The sequence below is a fragment of the Mesorhizobium sp. WSM4829 genome, assembly GCF_055811475.1.
In genome coordinates this window covers 96601-113107 of sequence record NZ_JBVVQJ010000023.1, presented here as the reverse complement: position 1 = coordinate 113107, position 16507 = coordinate 96601, and the positions used below count along the sequence as shown (strand labels likewise).

General features: G+C 63.9%; 17 protein-coding genes. 7 read left to right on the top strand and 10 right to left on the bottom strand.

The genetic code is table 11. From position 1 onward, the window contains the following. Positions 1–693 (bottom strand): arginase family protein (locus AC0L17_RS21785; RefSeq protein WP_473517343.1); only part of this gene is annotated, 693 nt, incomplete at its 3' end. A gap of 234 nt (positions 694–927) precedes the next feature. Here AC0L17_RS21785 and AC0L17_RS21780 point away from each other — a divergent pair. Next, on the top strand, positions 928–1416 hold the full coding sequence (locus AC0L17_RS21780; protein WP_473517342.1) for a cupin domain-containing protein: 489 nt from the start codon (positions 928–930) through the stop codon (positions 1414–1416). 17 nt (positions 1417–1433) lie between these two features. Here AC0L17_RS21780 and AC0L17_RS21775 read toward each other — a convergent pair whose 3' ends face one another. The 8 genes from AC0L17_RS21775 to AC0L17_RS21740 all read right to left on the bottom strand — a co-directional run bounded on the left by AC0L17_RS21775 (position 1434) and on the right by AC0L17_RS21740 (position 10213). Beyond that, a complete protein-coding gene (locus AC0L17_RS21775) occupies positions 1434–2510 on the bottom strand; it encodes an ABC transporter ATP-binding protein (RefSeq protein WP_473517341.1) in 1077 nt (358 codons plus the stop codon). Further along, positions 2507–3307, bottom strand: a complete 801-nt coding sequence (locus tag AC0L17_RS21770) for an ABC transporter permease (protein WP_473517340.1) — start codon at positions 3305–3307, stop codon at positions 2507–2509. Before AC0L17_RS21770 ends, AC0L17_RS21775 begins: the two co-directional genes overlap by 4 nt. Before the next feature lies 1 nt (position 3308). Continuing rightward, positions 3309–4169, bottom strand: a complete 861-nt coding sequence (locus AC0L17_RS21765) for an ABC transporter permease (protein ID WP_473517339.1) — start codon at positions 4167–4169, stop codon at positions 3309–3311. 69 nt (positions 4170–4238) lie between these two features. After that, entirely contained in the window at positions 4239–5243 is a 1005-nt protein-coding gene (locus AC0L17_RS21760) for an ABC transporter substrate-binding protein (protein ID WP_473517338.1), read from the bottom strand. Positions 5244–5303: 60 nt separating this feature from the next. Next, the gene (locus AC0L17_RS21755) at positions 5304–6779 is read right to left on the bottom strand and encodes an aldehyde dehydrogenase (protein WP_473517337.1); all 1476 of its coding nucleotides are present in this window, start codon (positions 6777–6779) and stop codon (positions 5304–5306) included. Further along, the gene (locus AC0L17_RS21750) at positions 6776–7828 is read right to left on the bottom strand and encodes an LLM class flavin-dependent oxidoreductase (protein ID WP_473517336.1); all 1053 of its coding nucleotides are present in this window, start codon (positions 7826–7828) and stop codon (positions 6776–6778) included. The genes AC0L17_RS21755 and AC0L17_RS21750 overlap by 4 nt, the downstream gene beginning before the upstream one ends. Then, the gene (locus AC0L17_RS21745; RefSeq protein WP_473517335.1) at positions 7825–9633 is read right to left on the bottom strand and encodes an alpha/beta fold hydrolase; all 1809 of its coding nucleotides are present in this window, start codon (positions 9631–9633) and stop codon (positions 7825–7827) included. Before AC0L17_RS21745 ends, AC0L17_RS21750 begins: the two co-directional genes overlap by 4 nt. Then, a complete protein-coding gene (locus AC0L17_RS21740) occupies positions 9626–10213 on the bottom strand; it encodes an amino acid synthesis family protein (RefSeq protein ID WP_023800447.1) in 588 nt (195 codons plus the stop codon). The genes AC0L17_RS21745 and AC0L17_RS21740 overlap by 8 nt, the downstream gene beginning before the upstream one ends. Before the next feature lie 145 nt (positions 10214–10358). Between AC0L17_RS21740 and AC0L17_RS21735 the strand changes: the two genes are divergently transcribed. From AC0L17_RS21735 to kce, 4 genes are all read left to right on the top strand, one after another. Beyond that, the gene (locus AC0L17_RS21735; RefSeq protein ID WP_473517334.1) at positions 10359–11030 is read left to right on the top strand and encodes a GntR family transcriptional regulator; all 672 of its coding nucleotides are present in this window, start codon (positions 10359–10361) and stop codon (positions 11028–11030) included. Positions 11031–11180: 150 nt separating this feature from the next. Then, positions 11181–11987 carry an SDR family oxidoreductase gene (locus tag AC0L17_RS21730; protein ID WP_473517333.1) on the top strand — a complete coding sequence of 269 codons (807 nt, stop codon included), beginning with the start codon at positions 11181–11183 and terminating at the stop codon, positions 11985–11987. An 11-nt stretch (positions 11988–11998) separates the two neighbouring features. Then, positions 11999–12946, top strand: coding sequence for a 3-hydroxyacyl-CoA dehydrogenase (locus AC0L17_RS21725; RefSeq protein ID WP_473517332.1), 948 nt, complete (start codon positions 11999–12001; stop codon positions 12944–12946). Further along, a complete protein-coding gene (gene kce / locus AC0L17_RS21720) occupies positions 12943–13905 on the top strand; it encodes a 3,5-dioxohexanoate:acetyl-CoA acetone transferase (protein WP_473517331.1) in 963 nt (320 codons plus the stop codon). Before AC0L17_RS21725 ends, kce begins: the two co-directional genes overlap by 4 nt. Positions 13906–13974: 69 nt before the next feature. On the opposite strand, the gene AC0L17_RS21715 is transcribed toward kce, so the two are convergent. Further along, positions 13975–14220 (bottom strand): hypothetical protein, encoded by a 246-nt coding sequence (locus AC0L17_RS21715; protein ID WP_198032841.1) that lies wholly within the window; start codon positions 14218–14220, stop codon positions 13975–13977. On the opposite strand from AC0L17_RS21715, the gene AC0L17_RS21710 reads away from it, so the two are divergent. Beyond that, positions 14207–15418: an acyl-CoA dehydrogenase family protein gene (locus AC0L17_RS21710; protein ID WP_473517330.1), complete on the top strand. Its 1212-nt coding sequence runs from the start codon at positions 14207–14209 to the stop codon at positions 15416–15418. The genes AC0L17_RS21715 and AC0L17_RS21710 overlap by 14 nt on opposite strands. A 31-nt stretch (positions 15419–15449) precedes the next feature. Then, the gene (locus AC0L17_RS21705) at positions 15450–16481 is read left to right on the top strand and encodes a phosphotransferase family protein (protein WP_473517329.1); all 1032 of its coding nucleotides are present in this window, start codon (positions 15450–15452) and stop codon (positions 16479–16481) included. Positions 16482–16507: the final 26 nt, after the last annotated feature.

Genomic DNA, 16507 nt, shown 5'->3' with positions numbered 1-16507 from the left:
CGCATTCGTCTGGGATGATCCTTTCCTGATCGAGGACCAGCTGTCGGAAGACGAGCGGATGGTGCGCGATGGCGCGGGGGGGGGGGGCGCCCCCCCCCCCGGGGGGCGGATGGCGTGCAGATCGTAAGCCATGAGCTCTGCTGGCAAAGGCTGGCTGCCGTATTCGGCCTGGTCCTCGTGGTCGCGATACGCGAAGACGACAGTGTCCTCGGAACGAACCAACGGGCGGCGGCCCTCCAGGTCGGTCAGCAGCGCCGGCCCGTAGCCGGTGACGAAGGCCAGCTCCATCGACGCGCCTTCGCTGTTGGGCTCCGCTTCCGGCTGGAAGAAATCGGCGTGGCCGTCGATGAAGAACAGGCCGTAGCGGCCGCGCCGGCGCAGCGCGAGCATCGGACCCAGCAGGATCGTACAGTCGCCGCCCAGCACCACCGGGAATTCGCGGGCGTGCAGCACCTCCTCCACGGCGTCGGCGAGCTTGGGTGACCACGCCGCGATCGCCTTGGCATTCAGCGTCAGGGTGGCAGGGTCGGGCTTCGGGTCTTTCGGCGGGACGGCCAGCCGCCCGGCGCGGCGCGCATGGATGCGTTCGGCGAGGCCGTGTTCCAGCAGCCGACCGGGCAAGGCTTCAACGCCGTCGGTCGCCAGACCCAGCGAGGACGGCGCTTCAAGGATGGCATAGGGGCGGGTCGGCATCAGGTGCTCCAGCTATCGCGGGTGAAAGCCGGCGTAACGCCAGCGTAGCTTCAGTACGTGGGCGAGACCGAGGAAATTTCAAGCCGCCGCCCAGCCGATGCCGTCGGGCGCGGCAACCGCAGCATCTCCGCATTGCTGCTGCGAAAATTGCTGCCCACGGCCACTCGTACCTCGCCGATTTTGCCGGCAAGGCCTATCTTCTGGTGAGCGACCGAACCACGAAGGAGATCGACGATGAATGCAAAAGCTGCAGCGGCCGAAGCGTTCGTGCGCGAGCCGGCGGCCGGCTCGACGCTCAACGTTTTGGGTATCACCCATATCTACAAAGCCACCGGTGCCGAGACCGCCGGGTCGTTCTCGCTCTGGGAGTCCATGGTTCCGCCGGGCGCGGCAACGCCACCGCACATCCATGCCCGAGAGGATGAAGGCTTCTATGTGCTGAGCGGCGAACTCGTCATCGAATTCGAGGGCCAATCCGCGCCCCGTCGCGTTGCGCCCGGCGGTTTCTTCTTCGGCGCACGCGGCCGGCGCCACGCCATCCGCAATGACGCCGACAAGCCAGCTCGCGTGCTCGTCTTCTGCGCGCCGAGTTGCGGCCTTGATCAGATGTTCGCGGAAATGGACGCCGCGACCGCCGCCGGCACGCCGGAGATGGCAAAGGTCGTGGCCATCGCCGCCAAATACGGCGTCACCATCGAGGCGCCGGCTGATCCGCCGCGCTGAGGTCAAACGGTCGACTGTCAGGCGGGAAACAGAAATGCGGCGGCGGGATCGAAAAAAATCTGTCTGCTCGAGGCGATGCCTTCCTTTGGTTGCGCCATGTCGGATGTCGGCCTGACGTCGATCTCCTGGCCGGCGGCCGTGCGTGCGATGACGCGCCGCCGCTCGCCGAAGAAGGCGGTGTCGATGAATTCGACCGCAAGCCCGGCAGTGGCCGGGCCGGGTCTCAGCCGAAAAGCTTCCGGCCGCACCATCAGCCGGGTTTTCTGGCCTTGGCTGAACTCCTGATCGATCCTCACGCCGGAGACGACCGAGCCATCGGCGAGGCGGATCGTGGCGGCGCCGTCGACGGTTTCAAGATGCTCGGCCGGCAGGAAATTGGAATTTCCGATAAAACTGGCGACAAATTCGCTCGCAGGTCTCAGATAGAGGTCCTCACCGGTGCCGATCTGCTCGATGCGCCCGTCCCGAAACAGGGCGATGCGATCGGAAAGATGCAGGGCCTCGTCCTGATCGTGGGTGACGTAAAGGATCGTTACGCCGGTTTCGCGATGGATGCGCCGTATCTCGGCCTGGATCTCCTCGCGCAGCTTCTTGTCGAGCGCCGAAAGCGGCTCGTCCATCAGGAGGATCGGCGGATCGTAGGCCAGCGCCCTGGCAAGCGCCACGCGCTGCTGCTGTCCGCCGGAAAGCGCGCCAGGATATCGGCCGCCGAAACTCTCGAGCCGTACCAGCGACAGCATCTCGGCGACTTTTCGGTTCACCTCTGCGTCCGGACGGCGGCGCACGCGCAACGGAAAGGCAACGTTCTCGGCGACGGTGAGATGCTGGAACAGCGTGTAGCGCTGGAACACCATGCCGATATTGCGCTTGTGCGACGGCACCGACAGCAGCGACCTGCCTTCGAGAAGAACGTCGCCGGATGTCGGGTGCTGAAAGCCGGCGATCGCATAAAGCGTCGTCGATTTGCCAGAACCGGAAGGGCCGAGAAAGGTCAGGAACTCGCCCTTGGGTATGTCGATGGTGACATCGTGTACGGCGACGAAGCTGCCGAACGCCTTGCGCAGGTCGCGAATGGAGAGGAACGGTTCGGTCATTTCGACAATCTCCGCCGAATGAGTGCGGTTACGATCATCAGGCTCAGCGTCAGAAGAACGAGAAGGCTGGAGGCCGCAGCGATGACCGGGCTGAGATCCTGGCGCAGGCTGCCCCAGATCTTGACCGGCAAGGTCTGCAAGGTGGGGCTTGCCATGAAGATCGCGACCACCACCTCGTCCCATGAGGCGAGGAAGGCAAAGATCGCCGCCGAAAAAATCCCGATCTTGATCGCCGGCAAGGTGACCCGGAGTTTTGCCTCGAAGGGGCTCGCGCCGCAGACGATCGCCGCATCCTCGATGGATTTGTCGAAACCTTCGAGTGCCGCAGTGATCGGAATGATGGCGAAGGGCAGTGCCAGGACCGTATGGGCGATGACGAAGCCTACCGTGGTGCCGCCGAGCCCGATCCGCAGGAAGAATGCATAGATGGCGATGGCGAAGACGACAACCGGCAGCACCATTGGCGTCAGCAGCAGGCCGCGAAGGGTATTGCGCCCGCGAAACTGTCCCCTGACCAGCGCGAAAGAAGCCAGCAGCCCGATGACGACGGCAAGAATCGCGGCCATGGTGGCAATGCGCGCGCTGGTCAGCGCCGCTTCGAGCCAGGCCGGATCGGCGAAGAGCTCCTCATACCATTTCAGCGTCCAGCTTGGTGGCGGAAAAGCCAGCCACCGCGACGACCCGAACGACAAAAGCACGATGAAAACAACCGGCAGCAGTAGAAACGCCGCGACCAGGCCGGTGAAACCCAGAAGTGCTGCACGCAGCCAGCCGAGCCGGTCGTAGTCGAGCAGCATCTCAGATGCCTCCTGTCATGCGCTTGGCGCCGACGAGACGCAGTTGCAGCGCGTAGAGCGCCATGGTGACCAAAAGCAGGATGAAAGCCGCAGCACTTCCGAGCCCCCAGTTGAGCAAGGACTGGATCATCTGGGCGATCATTGCGGCGAGCATCATGTTGGAGGTGCCGCCGAGCAGCGTCGGCGTCACGAAATAGCCGAGCGACATGACGAAAACCATCAGGCCGCCTGCAGCGATTCCGGGAAGCGACAAGGGCAGCAGAATGCGGCGGAAGGCGTCGAAGGGGCTCGCACCGCACAGAGCGGCGGCGCGCAGCGTCATCGGATCGATGGCGCGCAGCGTTCCGACCAATGGCAGTATCATGAAGGGCAGCATGATGTAGACCATGCCGATGGTGACGCCGGTCAGGTTGTTGATCAGCGGCAGCGGCTCGCTGATCAGGCCGATATCCATCAGCGTCCGATTGATGACGCCGGTGCGTTGAAGCAGCACCATCCAGGCATAGGTGCGGGTGAGCAGATTGGTCCACATCGACAGGATGATGATGCCGAAGACGATCGAGCCGAGGGCAGGCGGCATGATCGCCAGCATCCAGGCGACCGGAAACGCCACGATCGCGGTGACGGCGGTGACGACGGTGGCGACCAGAAAGGTGTTGAAGAAGACCCGCGCATAGGTGCCGTCGCCAAACAGGATTGCGTAGTTCTGCAGGCCCGGCACGGGTTCGGTCACGCTGCGCAACAGCAGCGCAACAACCGGCACCACGAAGAACAGGGTGATGAGGGTCAGCGCCGGCAAGGCGCCGCCGATACCGTCGGGCCTTCGGAGGATTGGCTGTCGATGAAGCAAATTGCCCGACATGGCGATGATCCCGGCAGCTCAGGCGGGACGCCTAGCGACGCCCCGCCGGTTCATGGGTGAGGTCGGCGGCTATTTGGCCTGCCAGGCGTACCAGCGCTCGGCGACCTTGTCGCGGTTTTCAGCCCAGTAGTTCATGTCGAGGTTGATCTGCCCGTCGACATAGGCGTCCGGCAGCGACTTGACGACATCGGCCGGCATTTCGGCCTTGGCTGCCGTGTTGATGGGGGCGTAGCCGCTTGCTTCAGCAAACATCGCCTGGCTTTTCGGGCTTGTCGCAGCGGCCAGGAATTTCATCGCGCTCGCCTTGTTCTTCGACCCCTTGGGGATGACGAGCACGTCGGCGGCGGTCATGTTCTGGTTCCAGGATACGCCGACGTCGGCGCCGTCCTGCTCGAGGGCGAAGACACGCCCGTTCCAGAGCTGCCCGAACGCTGCTTCACCGGAAGCGATCAGCTGTTGCGACTGGGCGCCGCTGTCCCACCAGACGATTTCCGATTTGATCGTGTCGAGTTTCTTGAAGGCCCGGTCGAGGTCGAGCGGATAGAGCTTGTCCGCCGGCACGCCGTCGGCCAGCAGCGCGATTTCGATGACGCCCGGCGCCGACCATTTGTAAAAAGTGCGCTTGCCGGGAAATTTCGTCAGGTCGAACATGTCGGCCCAGCCCGCCGGTTCGCCCGGCACCGCGCCTTTGTTCCAGGCCAGAACGAAGGAGTAGTAGAAGCTGCCGACAGCATGCTCGGTGGTGAAGCGAGGATCGAGATCGGCCTTCGCCACGACCTTGAAATCGATCGGCTCGAGCAGGCCGTCCTTGGCCGCCTTGATGGCGAAATCCATTTCGACATCGACGACGTCCCAGGCGACGCTGCCACCTTCCACCATGGCCTTCAGCTTGCCGTAGTCGGTCGGGCCGTCCTGCAGGACCTTGATGCCGGAACCCGCTTCGAACGGAGCAGCCCAGGATTTGGTCTGCGCCTCCTGGGTGGTTCCGCCCCAGCTGGTGAACACCATTTCATCGGCGTGTGCGGCAGTGGCTGCCAGGAGTGCGGCCAAAATGCCGGTCAAAATCAGTTTCATCTCATTCTCCTCTGTTGGTTGCTTTCTTGTTTTTGTGAAATTGCGCGATTGGCGCTGCCCTCATCGCATGACGAACGGATCCGGGATCGGCTCGTCGGATACGCGTATCCACACGGACTTCGAGCGCGTGTAGTCGCGGATGGCGTCGAGCCCGCCCTCGCGGCCGAACCCCGACTGACCATAGCCGCCGAACGGCACGAGCGGCGAAACGGCGCGGTATGTGTTGACCCAGACGATGCCGGCATGGATGTCGCGCGCCATGCGGTGCGCCTTGGCGAGATTGGTGGTGAACACGCCCGAAGCGAGGCCGAACGGCGTATCGTTGGCAAGCGCCAGGGCTTCGGCTTCCGTGTCGAAGGTGAGAACGCTGAGCACCGGACCGAACAATTCCTCGCGCACGCAGGGCAGCGCTGAATCCTCGGCATCGATGATGGTCGGTGCGTAGTAGAAGCCGTGCGGATGATTGTCGGGCCTTTTTCCGCCGGTGACCAACGTCCCGCCATTGGCGAGGCTCTCGGCAACGATCGTCTCGATCCATTCCCGCTGACGTGGCGTTGCCAGCGGTCCCATTTCGGTGGCTGGATCCTGCGGATCACCAATTTTGATGGCCTCGGCCTTGTGCTTCAGCCTGTCCAGGAACTCGGCCTTTATCGAACGCTCGACAAGCAGCCGGGAGCCGGCGACGCAGCTTTGTCCAGACGCTGCGAAAATCCCGGCCACCACCGCGTTGGCCGCGCTGTCCAGGTCGGCGTCGGCGAAAACGACAACCGGACTTTTCCCGCCCAGCTCCAGCGTCGTATAGGCGAGATTTTCCGCCGTGTTGCGGACGATAGCGCGAGCGGTCGAAGGCCCGCCGGTGAAGGCGACGCGTGAAACCAGCGGATGACTTGTCAGGCACCGGCCGCAATCGTGTCCGAACCCGGTCAGTATGTTGACGCTTCCGGCGGGAAATCCGGCCTCATGAACGAGTTCGGCGAAGGCCAGCAGCGGCGCTGGACCATCCTCCGAGGCTTTCAGGACGACCGTGCAGCCGGCGGCCAGCGCCGGGCCGAGCTTGACGGCCGAAAGGAAGAGCTGCGAATTCCACGGCACGACGGCAGCGACGACGCCGATCGGCTCGCGTCGGATGGTGACGTCCATATCGGCCTTGTCGATCGGCACATGCGAGCCTTCATGCTTGTCGGCAAGCCCGCCATAGTAGCGACAATAGTCGCCGACATAGGCGATCTGGGCGCGGGTCTCGCGGATGATCTTGCCGGTGTCGCGCGTTTCCAGTTCGGCCAGGCGGCCGGCATTGGCGACGACCAGGTCGCCGAGGCGCACCAGCAGCTTGCCGCGCGCCGTCGCCGTCAGCGAGGCCCACGCGGCCGAGTGCAGCGTCCGGTGCGCCGCCTCGACGGCGCGGTCGACATCAGCCTCGGTTGCGGCGGGCATCGTCGCCCAGGGCGCTCCGGTTGATGGATCGATGCTTTCGAAGGTGGCTGTCGGCGTATCGAACGCCCCATCTATGAAGTTGCTGAAGGCCACAAGGGTCATTGCGGCCTCCCATGCCCGAAGGCCGGCATCACCTTGTCGACGAACAGCTGCAGCGACTTCTTCTTGCGCTCGTGCGGCAGACCGCTGTCGATCCAGATCGAGTACTGGTCATAGCCGAGCGCCTCATATGCCTTAAGCCGGGTGATCACCTCTTCGGCTTCGCCGATGACCAGGTTCTGTCGGATTTTGTCCGGCGCATATTGCGGCATGGCTGCGATCTCGTCGTCGGAGAGCGCTTCCAATATGCCTTGGCGAACCGGCTTCTTGTTCTGGAACCACGCGCCGAACTGGCAGTAGAACAGCGACAGGTCCCTCGTCAGTTGCTCCGCATCGGCGGCGTCTTCGGCAACGAATGTGTGCATCAGCAGCATGATCTCGGGGCGGGCCATGTCGGGATGCGCCGCGCACGCCGCGTTGAAGCGCTCCATCAGGCTGGTTACTTCGTCTTGGCCGGAGGCGAGCGGCGTCACCTGGACGTTGCAGCCGTTGGAGACGGCGAAGTCGTGCGAGTTCGGATCGCGCGCCGCCACCCAGATCGGCGGGTGCGGCTTTTGCACCGGCTTGGGCGACGAGGTGGTCGAGGGAAACGACCAGAATTCGCCGGACATCTCGAAATCGCCTTCCCAGAGGCCCTTGATGGCCGGGATGATCTCGCGCATGCGCTGGCCCGCGCCCCAGGCGTCGAGCCCAGGGAACAGGCGTTGGTATTCGTAGCTGTAGGCGCCGCGGGCGATGCCGATGTCGAGCCGGCCGCCGGTGACGACATCGGTCATGGCTGCCTCGCCGGCGAGCTTGATCGGATGCCAGAACGGCGCGATGACGGTTCCTGTGCCGAGCCGGATGCGCTTCGTCCTGGCGCCGAGATAGGCGATGTTGATGAATGGGTTTGGCGAGATGGTGAACTCCATGCCGTGGTGTTCGCCGATCCAGGCCGTCTCGAAGCCTGCCGCCTCGGCCATCACGACCAGTTCCTCAAGCTCATCGATGAGGTCGGCATGCGGCTTTGCCGGGTCCGAGCGTTCCATATGGACGAAGAGCGAGAACTTCATATCTGTTGACCCGGACTGGAAGTGTTGATTGCTACCGGCTTGGCGAGCGGACGGACTTCACCTTCGACCTCGTTGCCGACATAGACTCCAAATGCATCCTCCCGACATTCGCGAACATAGCGGGCGAGCATCGAGCGCACGGCAGCGTCGGCGATGTTCAGTCCGGCAATCCTGTCGATGTCGACGAGCCGGACCTGGCGATCGCTGGAGTGGGGCGCGGCTACCGTGCCGCGGTAGTAGACGTGCGTTCGCGATGGGCTTGCGGCGTCGTCCCAGACCGCAAACAGGAATCCGAGATGAGCCTCGATGGCTTTCGCAGCGAGGCGTCCCTTAAGGCTTCGCGTGTCGCCGGGTGCCCCGAGCCCTCGGCCCGCCGGCAGTTCGAAAAAGCCGTCGGCGGTTTCGAGGAACAGCACGCGGCCTTCATCTTCGAGGATGGCGCCGACCTCCATGTCGGGCGGCGCGGCCGCCAGTGCTTCCTGGCTGAGGCCGGGCGAGACGTAGGCGCCACGGCAATAGCCGAGGGGCTGCGATGAATTGTGGGAGAATTCGCGAACGCGGCCGATGAGGATCGAATGGTCGCCGGCGTCGACCAATTGCTCCATGTCACAGTCGAACGTCGCCACCGATCCAGCGAGCAGCGGGCTGCCGGTCGGGCCGAAGCGCCACTCGACAGCCGAGAACTTGTCGTGCGATTTCGAAGCGAAGACGCCGGATGCGGCTCGCTGTTCCTCCGAGAGCACGTTGACGGCAAAGCATTTCGAGGTCGAAAACACCGGATGACCCAGCGCTTTCTTGGCGATGCAGACCAGCACAAGCGGCGGATCGAGCGAAACGGATGTAAACGAATTGGCGGTGAAGCCTCGAGGCTCTCCTTCCGGCCCGATCGCGGTGACGATTGTAACGCCGGTCAGGAAGGAACCGAGCGCCCGCCTGAATTCGCCCGCGTCGAAAGCTGTGTCCATTGCCGGTCGCGCCGATGTGCTTGCGCCGTCGTTGCTCTCGAGAAAATCGACAATGCGCCGTGTGACCACGTCAGGCGAGGCTACGGCCATCATATGTCGTTCGCCCTCCAGAACGACGCAGCGACCGCGCGGCGCGAGGCGTGCCATCGCCGCCGACATCGCAGGCGAGGAATTCCTGTCCTGCGAGCCGGTCATGAACAGGGCCGGCATTGCGAGACCGGAAAGACGATCGCCATGCGCCGCATCGGCATGGGCGAAAAGTCGATAGGTGCGCGCATAGCCCTCGGAGTTGACGCTTTGCAGTGCCACGCGCGTCATCCTTGCCGCCTCGGCCAGGCTGTCGGGGACCGGGTTGCCGAACCAGCGCGCGATCGTTGCGTCCGTCCCCGACCGGTTTTCGGCGCCATTCAGTTCGGCGGCGCGCTCGCGCACTGCCTGCGCAAGCTCCGCCGGGCGGCGAAAAACCGCATTGAGCGAGACGAGGCTACGAACCCGTTCGGGTGCATTGAGAGCGATTTCCTGCCCGACCAGCGCCCCCATTGAATGGCCAACGATCGAGACGGCATCCAGGCCAAGGTGATGGAGAAGCCGAATTGCCTGTCCGGCATAATCGGCAAGGCTGGCGTCCTCGGGCGGCAACGGCGACTGGCCGTGTCCCAGGATGTCGATTGCGATCACATCCCATCTGTTTTTCATCAGCTCGATCTGGGGTGCCCAGATCGCCGCGTTCATGCCGACACCGTGGATGACAAGGACCGGCGCGCCGGATCCGGCACGGATGAAACCGGTGCCGTCAGGCGCCGTTCCGCGATGCCAGCCACGGTCCGTCAGCTCAGCCATGCAGATCGCCGACCTCCTTGAGATCCTGGTAGCGGTCGCCGATGCGATGATGCGGTCGTCCGCCGATCGAGGCGCCAAGCGCCACCACCAACTCGTCCGGCGCCGGCGCGTCGCCGATCTGGAAGTGCACCGTCAGGTAGTGCGAACGTCGGCCTTCATCGTTCTTGTCCATGAGCGGGATCATGATCGGCGTGTTCGGCCCGCCGCGCAGGTTGGTGAAGGCAAGATAGGTCTTGGCGCCGACGGCACGCCGATAGTGGTTGCCGAAATGCAGCGTGTGGATGAGCGCCGAGGCATGCTCGATCTCGCCCGACGTGCCGCAGATTGCGGCCTTGCCGTAGCCTTCGATCGCTTCGCCGGATCCGGCAACTGCGAGGATTTCATGGGTCAGCATCTCCCCCAGAACCGGCGCATAGGCGCGGATCTCGGGCGAAAGATCCTCGGTGAAACCGCGCCCGGCCCAAGGGTTGTCGAGCACCGCCGCCACGCCGATCAGGCGCAGCGGCCGGGGGGCCGCCTTGCCGCCTTCGATTAGCGTGTTCTCGACATGGGTGACGATCTTTCGAATGGCCGGCTTCATCGAATCCTCGGTGTCGGTCGGCTGAGGCATCCGGAAAAGTTCCGCTTTTGCCTAGCTGTCTTATGGTATACCATACTATTGAAGACCAAATCCCTTGTCAACGGATCGTCGAATCTGTTTCTTGCGGATGCTGGGAGTATATGAATTGGCCGACGACACACTGAGGATCGAACGATCCGCCAAGACGCTGAGAACGCTGGCGCTGGAGCGCATGCGCGATGCGATCATGGGGTTTCATTTCCAGCCTGGCGAACGGTTGGTCGAGCGGCCGCTTTGCGACCAGCTCGGCGTCAGCCGCTCGGTAGTGCGCGAAGTTCTGCGGCAGCTGGAGACCGAGGGCCTGGTCCAGATGATACCAGGCCATGGACCCGCGGTGGCCAGGCCTGATCTCAGCCGCACCGACGAGATTTATGAATTGCGCGCTCTGATGGAGGGCATCGCGGCGCGCGCCTGCGCGCTGACGGCGACTGAGGGCCAGATCGCCGCGCTTGAGCGCGCGTTCGATGTGCTGCTCAAGGCGTGGGCATCAGCCAATCCGATCGAGGTGATGCGGGCGACCACAAAATTCTACGAGGTGCTTTTCGATGCCGCCGACAAGCGCATCGCCTGGGAGATCGTCCAGGGTCTGAACGTCCGCATCAACCAGCTGCGTTCCATGACCATCGCTTCGGAGAATCGCCGCGATGCCGCAATTGCCGAAATGACCGACATTACGAACGCGATCAAGTCGCGCAACGGCGATGCCGCCGAAGCCGCGGCCCGGCGGCATGTGGAGCAGGCCTGGCGAATTGCGCAACAGACCCTTCGCAACAGCTGAAGCAGAAATTTCACATTACGGAATCGTCCGTCGCCCTCGCAGAGGGCAGTGCTTTCGTCACAATTTCAGGGGCAATATTGTACGGCTTGGTCGTTCTGGGCGCTGTCATGGCGCTGCGCGAACGGCGGCTGCAATGAGAAGGGATACACGATGAGCAAAGGGGCGCCGACATCGGCGGATGATTTTCTGACCGGGCTGAACGGGCAGCGCGTGCTGGTGACGGCAGGCGTCGGCGGCATCGGCCTGGCCATTGCAGAAACGCTGTCGCGGCTCGGCGCGCGCATCGTCGTTTGCGACGTCTCCGACGAGGCGCTGGCCGCCGCTCCGGACAGGATCGCCCTGGTCGCCGCGGTCAAGGCCGATGTCTCGCGCGACGACGACGTCGACCGGCTGTTCGAGACGGTGAAGGAAAAGCTCGGCGGCCTCGACGCGCTGATCAACAATGCCGGCATCGCCGGGCCGACCGGCGGCGTCGACGAAATCGATCCGGCGGAGTGGCGGCGCTGCATCGACATCTGCCTGACCGGCCAGTTCCTCTGCGCCAGGCGTGCCGTGCCGCTGATCAAGGCGGCGGGCGGCGGCTCGATCGTCTCGATGTCGTCCGCCGCCGGCCGCCATGGCTACGCTTTCCGCACCCCCTATTCGGCGGCCAAGTTCGGCGTCATCGGTTTCACGCAAAGCCTTGCCAAGGAACTCGGGCCGCACGGCATAAGGGTCAACGCCATCCTGCCCGGCATCATCGAGGGACCACGCATCGACAAGGTTATCGCCGACCGGGCCAGACAGCTCGGTGTGTCGAACGAGGAGATGACGGAGCGCTATCTCCACAACATCTCGCTGCGCCGCATGACCAGCCCCTATGACGTCGCCGCGATGGTCGCTTTCCTGTTGTCCGATGCGGCGATCAACATCTCCGGCCAGTCGCTCGGCGTCGACGGTAATGTCGAAACCCTTTGAGGAGCCCGACCATGATGAACGTAGCGATTGTCGGCAGCGGGTTCATCGGGCGGGCCTGGGCGATCAGTTTTGCCCGCGCCGGCCACGATGTGCGGATGTGGGACCAGTCGCCGGCCGCGACCGAAGGTGCGCACGATTACATCGCCGGCGTGCTCGGCGACCTCGCTGCGAATGATCTGCTGCGGGGGCAGGCAATCGACGTCGTGCTTGGTCGCATTGCCGTCGTTGCGGAGCTCGAAGAAGCGCTGGCCGATGCGGTCCATATCCAGGAGAACACGCCCGAAAACCTCGACGTGAAGCGCGAGGTGTTCTCGCAGATCGATGCAATGGCCGCTCCGCAAGCGGTGATCGCCAGTTCCACCTCAGCGTTGCTGCCGTCGAAATTCACCGACCATCTGCAAGGGCGGCACCGCTGCCTGGTCGTGCATCCGATCAATCCGCCCTACCTCATCCCGGCCGCGGAAGTCGTGCCGGCGCCATGGACGTCTTCCGAAACGGTCGAAAGGACCCGCGCCTTCCTCGTCGATGCGGGCCACGCGCCGCTGGTGATGAAGCACGAGCTCGACGGCTTCATCATGAACCGCCTGCAGGGCGCGCTGCTGGAGGAGGCTTTTCGACTTGTCGCCGACGGCTATGCCAGCGTCGAGGATGTCGATATCGGCATTCGCGACGGGCTGGCGCTGCGCTGGTCGTTCATGGGTCCGTTCGAAACGATCGACCTTAATGCGCCGGGCGGTGTACGCGACTATATCGAGCGCTATCAATCGATCTATGCCAACATTTTTCCGCAGATGCTGCGCCGCGTCGACTGGGCCGGCGAAGTCATCGAGACGGTGGAGGCCGACCGCCGCAAGCGGCTGCCGCGGGAAGAACTCGGCGAACGGCAGGTTTGGCGCGACCGCCGGCTGATGGCACTGGCCGCGCACAAGAAAAAATCGGATCAGGAGTTTGGAAGATGACGGAAACAAGCCGCAAGCCCGGCGCCCAGCAGACCAGGGGCAAAATTATCATCACCTGTGCGGTGACCGGGGCGATCCATACACCGACCATGTCGCCCTATCTGCCGATCACGCCGGACCAGATCGCGTCCGAGGCGATCGCGGCGGCGGAGGCAGGTGCGGCGATCCTGCACCTGCATGCCCGCGACCCCGAGACCGGCAAGCCCGACCAGACGCCGGCGGCCTTCGCCCGCTTCCTGCCGCGCATCAAGCAGGCCACCAATGCCGCCATCAACATCACCACCGGCGGCAGTCCCTACATGAAGGTGGAGGAACGCGTGCGCCCGGCCGCCGAGTTCAAGCCAGAGGTCGCCTCGCTCAACATGGGCTCGATCAATTTCGGGCTCTATCACCTCGTCGACAAATACGAGACTTTCAAGTTCGACTGGGAAAAGCCGCATCTGGAAGCGACGCGTGATTTGGTCTTCCGCAACTCGTTCAAGGACATCGAATACATCCTTGCGACCTGCTCCGACAACGGCACGCGGTTCGAGTTCGAGTGCTACGACATCGCCCATCTCTACAATCTCTCGCACTTCGCCGATCGCGGGCTGGTCAAGCCGCCGTTCTTCGTGCAGTCGGTGTTCGGTCTGCTTGGCGGCATCGGCACCCATCCCGAAGATGTCGCCCATATGAAGCGCACCGCCGACCGGCTGTTCGGCGACCAGTTCCGCTGGTCGGTGCTCGGTGCCGGCGCCAGCCAGTTGCGCATCGCCGCGCAATCGGCAGCGCTTGGCGGCAACATCCGCGTCGGGCTCGAAGACAGTCTTTGGGCCGGCAAGGGCAAGCTAGCCAAATCGAACGCGGAGCAGGTGGTGCTTGCCCGCAAGATCATCGAGGGGCTTGGCATGGAAGTGGCGACGCCCGACGAGGCGCGCGAGATCCTGTCACTGAAGGGCGGCGACAAGGTCGCGTTCTGAGGCGGCTCGCCTCTCGCCGCACGGTGCCAACAGAGGAGGACGGCATGAAGATCGAAGTCGTGGTGGTCGTTACCGCGCCTCCCCGGCGATGGCGTCCTGCGCGGCAGCCTGTTCGCGATAACCGGCCTTGGCATCAAGGGCGTGGCGGAACCACGCTTCGCCGGATGACGGCAGCTGCAAAAGAGGATAGAGGCGAATAAGGAAAACGAGCGCGCGCTCGATTTCGGATATGGACCCGATGCTTTTCGGCGATCTCGTCCATCGATGGTGGCCACCTCGTTTCATCGCTGGGAGTTTGTCCATGAATTTCGACATTCCCGCCCGCACCGAAGATTACCGCGTCCGCATTGCCGACTTCGTCGAGCGTGAGATCCTGCCGCTCGAGGCCGACAAGACGTCCTATGACGCACATGGAAATATCGCCTTGCCGCTACTGGAGACGCTTCGCGCCAAGGCGCGTATGGCGGGCCTGTGGTGCCTGCAGCTCAAGCTGGAAAGCGGCGGCGCCGGTCTCGGCAAGATGGATATTGCGGTTTGCTATGAGGAGATGAACCGGTCGATCTTCGGACCCGTGGTGTTCAATTCGGCAGCGCCCGACGATGGCAACATGATGGTGCTGGAGGCGCTCGGCACGCCGGCGCAGCAGGAAAAATGGCTGAAGCCGATTGTCGAGGGCCAGGTACGCTCGGCCTTTGCCATGACCGAACCGCATCCCGGCGGCGGCTCGGACCCTTCGATGATCATGACGCGTGCGGAGCGGCGCGGCGACAAATACGTGGTGACCGGCCGCAAATGGTTCATCACCGGCGCGCAGCAGGCCAGCCATTTCATTCTGATCGCGCGAACCTCGGACGATCCGCGCCATGGTCTGTCGGCTCTGATGTTCCACAAGGACCAGCCGGGCTGGCGCATCATGCGCCGCATCGAGATCATGGGCCCGGAGGAGCATGGCGGGCATTGCGAGCTGGAATTCGAGGGGCTCGAAATCCCTGTCGAAGACATGCTGGTTGGCGAGGGCAGGGGCATGAAGGTGACGCAGGTGCGGCTCGGCCCGGCGCGGCTTACCCACTGCATGCGCTGGCTTGGATTGTCCAAGCGCTGCGTTGAGATCGCGCGCGCCTACGCTGCCGAGCGCCATGGTTTCGGCCAGCGCCTCGCCGACCGCGAAAGCGTCCAGCTGAAGCTCGGCGACCTCGCCATGCGCATCGAGATCGGCCGCATCCTGGTGATGAAGGCTGCGTGGGAGCTGGACCGCGGCGGCTTTGCCCGCAAGGAAGTATCGATGGCCAAGGTCCAGGTCGCCAATGTGCTGCATGACGCGGCCGATGTGGCGATCCAGATCAATGGCGCGCGAGGCTATTCAAAGGACACGGTGCTCGAATGGATCTACCGCTATGCGCGCCAGGCGCGGTTGGTCGACGGCGCCGATGAGGTCCACAAGATGGTGCTGAACCGTTTCCTCAACGAAGAGGAGAGGGGCTTCTGGCGCTGGACCGTCGAAGGCGAGGCATAGCGGACGCGGGGTGGCATCTCAGGAGGAAAAGATGCCGTTGAATGCGGATTTCGATCCTGCTGCATTGAAGGGCTTTCTCGCGAACCGCTTCGGCGATGCCGCAATGACGCTCGAGCGGATCGGCGGCGGGCAGTCCAACCCCACCTACTTCGTCGACTATGGTGCGCATCGCATGGTGCTGCGCAAGAAACCGGCCGGGCCGATCCTGCGCGGGGCGCATGCCGTCGACCGCGAGTTCCGCGTGCTTGAAGCGCTCGCAGCGACCAACGTGCCGGTGCCGCGGCCGGTGCTCTTTCACGCCGGCGCCGAGCCGCTCGGCACGTCGTTCTACCTGATGGAGCGGCTGGATGGTCGCGTCTTCCACGACTGTTCGCTGCCGGGCCTTTCACCCGCGGAGCGACGCGCCATCTATTACGGCATGGCCGAAGCGATGGCCAAGCTGCATGCTGTCCGTCCCGACGCGGTCGGTCTCGGCGACTACGGCCCGCCCGGCGACTATTTCGAGCGCCAGATCGGCCGCTGGACCCGGCAGCTCAGGGAATCGCCGAGTGACAGAATTCCGGCACTCGAAGCGGTCGCCGACTGGTTGCCGCAGCATCTGCCTACGGATGATGGACGCGTGTCGATCGCCCATGGCGACTTCCGCCTCGGAAATCTGCTGTTCCATCCCGGCAAGCCGGAGGTGATGGGCATTCTCGATTGGGAGCTGTCGACGATCGGTCATCCGCTCGCCGATCTCGGCTTTTGCTCGATGACCTGGCATTCGACGCCGGACGAATATGGCGGCATCCTCGGCCTCGATCATGCCGCCCTCGGTATCCCCAGCCAGCGCGAATTCCTCGACCATTATTTCACGCATGCCGTGCCGACTGCGCCCCTGCAACGCTTCCACCTGGTTTTTTCACTGTTCCGTTTCGCTGTGATCTTCGTCGGCATCGCCGACCGGGCGCGGGCAGGCAGCGCGGCGTCGGCCGATGCCGCCAGCAAGTCGCCGCTCGCCGGTCGCTTTGCCGAGCGTGCTCAAGAGATCATCCAAGGGGCAAGACCGTGGAGCGCCGCCTGAGACGAGCGCTCGCGCCCTGGTCCTTT

What these genes read in the sequence shown, in the direction of transcription:
- AC0L17_RS21780 (WP_473517342.1), top strand. Translation starts at nt 928, where the DNA reads ATGAATGCAAAAGCTGCAGCGGCCGAAGCGTTCGTGCGCGAGCCGGCG.
- AC0L17_RS21775 (WP_473517341.1), bottom strand. Translation starts at nt 2,510, where the DNA reads ATGACCGAACCGTTCCTCTCCATTCGCGACCTGCGCAAGGCGTTCGGC.
- AC0L17_RS21770 (WP_473517340.1), bottom strand. Translation starts at nt 3,307, where the DNA reads ATGCTGCTCGACTACGACCGGCTCGGCTGGCTGCGTGCAGCACTTCTG.
- AC0L17_RS21765 (WP_473517339.1), bottom strand. Translation starts at nt 4,169, where the DNA reads ATGTCGGGCAATTTGCTTCATCGACAGCCAATCCTCCGAAGGCCCGAC.
- AC0L17_RS21760 (WP_473517338.1), bottom strand. Translation starts at nt 5,243, where the DNA reads ATGAAACTGATTTTGACCGGCATTTTGGCCGCACTCCTGGCAGCCACT.
- AC0L17_RS21755 (WP_473517337.1), bottom strand. Translation starts at nt 6,779, where the DNA reads ATGACCCTTGTGGCCTTCAGCAACTTCATAGATGGGGCGTTCGATACG.
- AC0L17_RS21750 (WP_473517336.1), bottom strand. Translation starts at nt 7,828, where the DNA reads ATGAAGTTCTCGCTCTTCGTCCATATGGAACGCTCGGACCCGGCAAAG.
- AC0L17_RS21745 (WP_473517335.1), bottom strand. Translation starts at nt 9,633, where the DNA reads ATGGCTGAGCTGACGGACCGTGGCTGGCATCGCGGAACGGCGCCTGAC.
- AC0L17_RS21740 (WP_023800447.1), bottom strand. Translation starts at nt 10,213, where the DNA reads ATGAAGCCGGCCATTCGAAAGATCGTCACCCATGTCGAGAACACGCTA.
- AC0L17_RS21730 (WP_473517333.1), top strand. Translation starts at nt 11,181, where the DNA reads ATGAGCAAAGGGGCGCCGACATCGGCGGATGATTTTCTGACCGGGCTG.
- AC0L17_RS21725 (WP_473517332.1), top strand. Translation starts at nt 11,999, where the DNA reads ATGATGAACGTAGCGATTGTCGGCAGCGGGTTCATCGGGCGGGCCTGG.
- kce (WP_473517331.1), top strand. Translation starts at nt 12,943, where the DNA reads ATGACGGAAACAAGCCGCAAGCCCGGCGCCCAGCAGACCAGGGGCAAA.
- AC0L17_RS21710 (WP_473517330.1), top strand. Translation starts at nt 14,207, where the DNA reads ATGAATTTCGACATTCCCGCCCGCACCGAAGATTACCGCGTCCGCATT.
- AC0L17_RS21715 (WP_198032841.1), bottom strand. Translation starts at nt 14,220, where the DNA reads ATGTCGAAATTCATGGACAAACTCCCAGCGATGAAACGAGGTGGCCAC.
- AC0L17_RS21705 (WP_473517329.1), top strand. Translation starts at nt 15,450, where the DNA reads ATGCCGTTGAATGCGGATTTCGATCCTGCTGCATTGAAGGGCTTTCTC.